This is a genomic window from Actinosynnema sp., assembly GCF_052038725.1.
In genome coordinates, this window is sequence record NZ_JBQGCX010000184.1 from 1 (window position 1) to 5,631 (window position 5,631).

The following is a 5,631-nucleotide window of genomic DNA, read 5'->3' on the forward strand; positions in this document are numbered from 1 at the left end:
GGTGGCGGCTTTTTGCCGGGTTTCACCGCCCGCCGGGGGGCGCCGCCCCCGGGGGCCCCGGGCCCCCGGCGGGGGCCCCGCGGGGGCGTCCCGGCCGCTCGACCAGCCCCGGAGGCTCCGATTCCCCCCACCTCGGAAGGCGAGAAGAAGGCGCACGTCCGGCCAGGTGACCGGATCTTCAGCGGGCTCGCCACCGGTTCCGGCGTCCTCGTCGTGGTGCTCATCGCGGCGATCGGCGTGTTCCTGCTCATGCAGGCCGTCCCGTCACTCGCGCTGAACAACGCGAACTTCCTGACCAGTCGCGAGTGGTCCACCGGCGACGTCAGCGACATGCGCTTCGGCATCCTGGACCTGCTCCTGGTCACCGTGGTGGCCTCGCTCGTGGCGCTGGCGATCGCCATGCCGATCGCGCTGGGCATCGCCCTCTTCCTCACCCAGTACGCCCCGCGCAAGCTGTCGCGGACGTTCGCCTACGTCATCGACCTGCTCGCTGCGGTCCCCTCGATCATCTTCGGCCTCTGGGGCCTGTTCATCCTGGGGCCGGTGCTCACGCCCGTCGGCGAGTTCCTGACCGACAAGCTCGGCTGGATCTTCCTGTTCTCGCAGGGCAACGTGTCCATCGAGCTGGGCGGCACGATCTTCACCGCGGGCATCGTCCTCGCCGTGATGATCCTGCCGATCATCACCGCCGTCAGCCGCGAGGTCTTCGACCGCACCCCGCCCGCGCACGTCGAGGGCGCGATCGCGCTCGGCGCGACCAAGTGGGAGGTCGTCAAGACCACCGTCCTGCCGTTCGGCAAGGCCGGTTACGTCAGCGCCTCGATGCTCGGCCTCGGCCGCGCGCTCGGCGAGACCATCGCGCTGACGATCATCCTCAGCTCGACGGCCCAGGCGTTCGGCTGGAGCCTGTTCGACGGCGGAGCCACGTTCGCCTCGAAGATCGCGCTGGCCGCGCCCGAGTTCAACGACCCGAAGTCGGCGGGCGCCTACGTCGCCGCGGGCCTGGTGCTGTTCGTGCTGACCTTCGTGGTCAACGCGATCGCCCGGTCCATCGTCGCAGGTCACAAGGAGTACGAATGATGGCCGAGACGGCGGACCTGGACCGCCTGGCGAAGCCGCCCACGTTCCAGAGCATCAGCGGCGTCCGCAAGTTCAAGAACGGCATGGCCACCGCGCTGGTGTGGCTGGCGTTCGGCGTCGCGATCATCCCGCTGGTGTGGGTGCTCTACACCGTGATCCAGCGCGGCTTCCCGATCGTGCTCAACGCCGACTGGTGGCAGAAGTCCCTGTCCGGCCTGCTGTCCCGGCAGCAGGGCGGCGGCGTCTACCACGCGATCTACGGCACGCTGGTCCAGGGCCTGGTCTGCGCCCTGATCTCGGTCCCGGTCGGCATGTTCGTCGGCGTCTACCTGGTCGAGTACGGCGGCCGGTCGAGGCTGGCCAAGGCCACCACGTTCATGGTCGACATCCTCACCGGTGTCCCGTCCATCGTGGCCGCGCTGTTCATCTACTCGCTGTGGATCACCACGTTCGGCTTCGGCCGCAGCGCGTTCGCGGTGTCGCTGGCCCTGGTGCTGCTCATGGTCCCGGTGATCGTGCGCACCACCGAGGAGATGCTCAAGATCGTCCCCGACGAGCTGCGCGAGGCCTCCTACGCGCTGGGCATCCCCAAGTGGAAGACCATCGTGAAGATCGTCCTGCCCACCGCGCTCTCCGGCATCCTCACCGGCATCATGCTGGCGCTGGCGCGCGTGATGGGCGAGACCGCCCCGGTGCTGGTGCTGGCGGCGTACGCGCCGTTCATCAACTACAACCTGTTCGACGGGCCGATGGCGTCGCTCCCGCTGCTCATGACCACGGAGCGCAACAACCCGACGGACGCGGGCTTCGACCGGCTCTGGGGTGCGGCGATCACCCTGGTCCTGATCATCACGTTGTTCAACCTGCTGGCGACCGCGGCCTCGCGGTGGCTGGCCCCGAAGACCAAGTGAGCGGGCACTGATGGCCAAGCGCATCGACGTCAAGGACCTCAACCTCTACTACGGCAAGTTCCACGCCGTGAACGAGGTCTCCCTAGCCGTTCCGCCGCGCAGCGTGACCGCGTTCATCGGCCCGTCCGGCTGCGGCAAGTCCACCGTGCTCCGCTCGCTGAACCGGATGCACGAGGTGGCGCCCGGCGCCCGCGTCGAGGGCAAGGTGCTGCTGGACGGCGAGGACATCTACGCCTCCTCGGTCGACCCGGTGCAGGTGCGCCGCACCATCGGCATGGTGTTCCAGCGCCCCAACCCGTTCCCGACGATGTCCATCCGCGACAACGTCGTGGCGGGCCTGCGCCTGGCGGGCGTGAAGAACCGCAAGCAGCTCGACGAGGTCGCGGAGCGCTCGCTGCGCGGCGCGAACCTGTGGAACGAGGTCAAGGACCGCCTCGACCGTCCGGGCGGCGGCCTGTCGGGCGGTCAGCAGCAGCGCCTGTGCATCGCGCGCGCCATCGCCGTCCAGCCGGACGTGCTGCTGATGGACGAGCCCTGCTCGGCCCTGGACCCGATCTCCACGCTGGCGATCGAGGACCTGATCACGGAGCTGAAGAAGGACTTCACCATCGTGATCGTCACCCACAACATGCAGCAGGCGGCGCGCGTCAGCGACCAGACCGCGTTCTTCAACCTGCTCGGCGTCGGCCAGCCCGGCAGGCTGATCGAGGTGGACGACACCGAGAAGATCTTCTCGAACCCCACCCAGAAGGCCACCGAGGACTACATCTCGGGCCGCTTCGGCTGATCCGCCGGATTTCCGGAGGAAGCCCCCCGCGCGATTCGCGCGGGGGGCTTTTTCGCGCGCGTTCCGGAGGTATCTTCTCCGTGCGGGGCGATCGGTGCCGCTGACACCTCGAGCGCCTGCGGAGCGGGCCCGGCGACGAACCGGGAACCCTCCGCTTTCGGCGCGCGTCGAATCCGGGGACGGGGCGGCACCGGACGGGTACCGTGCTTGCTCGGGAACGGGCTGTGAGCGCTCACCAGGGGGTAGACGTGGCGGAGAACGACCAGGGCACAGCGGGGCAGGGCGGGCAGAACACCGCCCACGCCCTCCCCACCATGACCGACATACGCCAGGAGAACGCTGCGGACGCCCACGTCCAGATGCAGACGTCCACCTCCGCGAATCCCTTGTCCCGCGCGGTCGAGGCCGCCTCCATCGTCGTCAAGATGGAGGTGGACTCCCGGACCCAGTTCGAGCAGCAGCGGCGTGAGCTCGGTGCCCAGATCCAGGACACCCGTCCCCCCATGACGCCCGATGGCACCAACTACATGTCCTACGAGCACTCCGCCCTCCAGCAGATGGTCACCGAGGGCATGGACCCCGCCAGCGCGCGCGGTCAGGTCGACGCGTGGAACCAGGTGGGCACCACCCTGGTCACCCTCCAGGACAACCTGCGCGGCGCGACCGCGGCGAGCAAGGACGCCTGGCAGGGCGAGGCGGCGGAGTCCGCGCGGTCCTACTTCGGCAGCGTCACGGACTGGTCGACCAACGCGGCCCAGTCCGCCCAGTACACCAGCGCCCAGATGCAGAGCCAGGTGGACGCGGCCGAGAGCGCCAAGTCGAAGATGCCCGAGCCTGTCCAGTTCAGCACGGCCGACGCCACCAAGATGCTGCTCGCCGAGCCGAACCCCCTCAACTGGGGCGGCACGATCTCCGAGATCAAGCAGAAGTTCGCCGAGAAGCAGGAAGCCCACGTCAAGGCCGCCGAGACCATGACGGCGATGTCCAGCACGTTCGCCGAGACGGGGGCCACCATGCCCGCCTTCGTCGCGCCCCCGCCCATGTCCGGTTCGGACAGCGGCTCCTCGGACAGCGGCGACAGGACTTCGATCAGCTCGCGCCCCGACTCCAGCGTCGGCAGCGGGATCGGCACCGGCACCGGTACGGGGCGCATCGGCGGCGTCGGCACCGGGAACAGCGGCACCTACGTCTACGACGGCGGACCGAACGGCGGTGGCACCACCGGGACCGGGACCGGCAACGGCGGTGGCAGCGGCAGCGGCGGCTCGAACAACTCGGGCGGCAACACCAACCAGTCCGGCGTGACCTACCCCGGTGGTGGCGGTACCGGTGGTGGCACCGGAGGTGGCGGCACCGGTGGCGGTGGCACCGGCGGCGGCTACGTCCCGCCGGGCGGTGTCGGCTACCTCCCGCCCGGTGGCACGGGCACAGGTGGGACCGGAACCGGTTCCGGCGGCCTCGGCGGTGGTCGTGGCGGCCTCGGCGGCGGCACGGGCGCGGGTGGCCTCGGTGGCCGCGGTGGCGCAGGCGGCCTGTCCGGCGGTCCCGGCGGTCTCGCCGCGGCGGGTGGTCGCGCGGGTGGTTTCGGCGGTGGCGCAAGTGGTTTCGGCGGTGGCGCGGGCGGCTTCGGCGCCGGTGGGTCCGGTGTCGGCGGCTCGGGCCTCGGTGCGGGCGGCTCCTCCTCCGCCCTCGGCGAGGGCGGCCGCAGCGGTGTCGGCGGCTACGGCTCCGGTGGCGCTGGCGGTCTAGGCGGCGTGGCGGCCGGTCGCGGTGGCGCGGCGGCCGGTGGCATGGGTGCGGGCGGTATGGGAGCCGCAGGTGGCCGGGGCAACGGGGAAGAGGACAAGGAGCACAAGACCGCCTCGTACCTCCAGGAGACCGAGGACGTCTTCGGGGACGGGACGCTCGTGGCGCCTCCCGTCATCGGCGGGTGAGCGTGTTCTCGTTCAGCCTGTCCCACGCCGCGACCGACATCCTCTGGGAGGACCTCGACCTCGGCCCCCGTCCTTACCCCTTCGAGATCCGCCACGTGGGCCGGACCTTCGACGAGCGCGCGGGTATCAGGAACGCGGTGTACCGCGACCTGGAGTCCAGGAAGCTGGCGTTCCGGGGGCGGGTCGTGGGCGAGGTCCAGGAGGCGCTGACCTTGCTGGTCCGCGCCGACTACACCGTCAACGCGATCGCCGCGCTGGACGCCCGCGTCCCGGAGCGCCAGCTGCTGGCGCGCGGCGGCGCGACCCGTGACGTGGCGGCGCTGGCCGTGCTGGACGACCGGATGCTCAAGGTCGACCTGATCCGCTCCTCGGCGCTGCTGCACGCGCTGGTCTCACTCGTGCCGCAGGTGCGGCCGGGACCGGGGCACTCGATGACCCTCCCGGTTCCCCAGGGGCAGGAGCAGCGCAGACCTCGTCGGGAAGAGGACTACGACGCGAACACCTTCACCAGCGCCGTCTCCGCGCGGAGCGCCAGGGGAGGCCAGGAGCAGCAGCTCATGGCGATCTTCTCGCGCCCCAAGCTGAGCCTGGGGAACTTCGGCTTCTCGGTTCGCGGCAGGTACGGCCGGGAGACCAAGGGACCCGAGGTCATCTGGTTCGACAACGACCAAGGCCGGTACATGATGCAGACCAGGGAGAACCCGGACGGTCAGCGCTGGATGACGGCCGCGCCCGCCGACAGCGGCCGGATCGCCATGCAGCTCGGCCAGGACCTCAACGCGCTGCTCAACCGCTAGCCGAACGCCAAGGGGGCGGGTCCGCGCGCCGCGGACCCGCCCCCTCCACCGTCGATCAGGCCTCGTCGTCGCCGTATCCCGGCATCTTTCCCGTCACCAAGAACACGGTCCGCGTCGCCACC

5 protein-coding genes are annotated in these 5,631 nt (G+C 70.6%); all 5 read left to right on the plus strand.

Going from position 1 to position 5,631, the window contains the following annotated elements; translation table 11 throughout:
* Positions 1–120: 120 nt before the first annotated feature.
* Complete coding sequence (pstC, locus tag ACTUAL_RS03370) at positions 121–1,080, plus strand: phosphate ABC transporter permease subunit PstC (RefSeq protein ID WP_198320659.1); 960 nt, start codon at positions 121–123, stop codon at positions 1,078–1,080.
* Positions 1,077–1,991 (plus strand): phosphate ABC transporter permease PstA, encoded by a 915-nt coding sequence (gene pstA / locus ACTUAL_RS03375; protein ID WP_096497312.1) that lies wholly within the window; start codon positions 1,077–1,079, stop codon positions 1,989–1,991. The genes pstC and pstA overlap by 4 nt, the downstream gene beginning before the upstream one ends.
* A 10-nt stretch (positions 1,992–2,001) precedes the next feature.
* Positions 2,002–2,778 carry a phosphate ABC transporter ATP-binding protein PstB gene (gene pstB / locus ACTUAL_RS03380; RefSeq protein ID WP_015805491.1) on the plus strand — a complete coding sequence of 259 codons (777 nt, stop codon included), beginning with the start codon at positions 2,002–2,004 and terminating at the stop codon, positions 2,776–2,778.
* Positions 2,779–3,002: 224 nt separating this feature from the next.
* Positions 3,003–4,712 carry a PPE domain-containing protein gene (locus tag ACTUAL_RS03385; RefSeq protein WP_440899235.1) on the plus strand — a complete coding sequence of 570 codons (1,710 nt, stop codon included), beginning with the start codon at positions 3,003–3,005 and terminating at the stop codon, positions 4,710–4,712.
* A complete protein-coding gene (locus ACTUAL_RS03390) occupies positions 4,709–5,509 on the plus strand; it encodes an ESX secretion-associated protein EspG (protein ID WP_096497310.1) in 801 nt (266 codons plus the stop codon). Before ACTUAL_RS03385 ends, ACTUAL_RS03390 begins: the two co-directional genes overlap by 4 nt.
* Positions 5,510–5,631 lie beyond the last annotated feature (122 nt).

Coding starts and splice junctions, on each gene's coding strand:
- pstA (WP_096497312.1), top strand. CDS start 1,077: ATGATGGCCGAGACGGCGGACCTGGACCGCCTGGCGAAGCCGCCCACG.
- pstB (WP_015805491.1), top strand. CDS start 2,002: ATGGCCAAGCGCATCGACGTCAAGGACCTCAACCTCTACTACGGCAAG.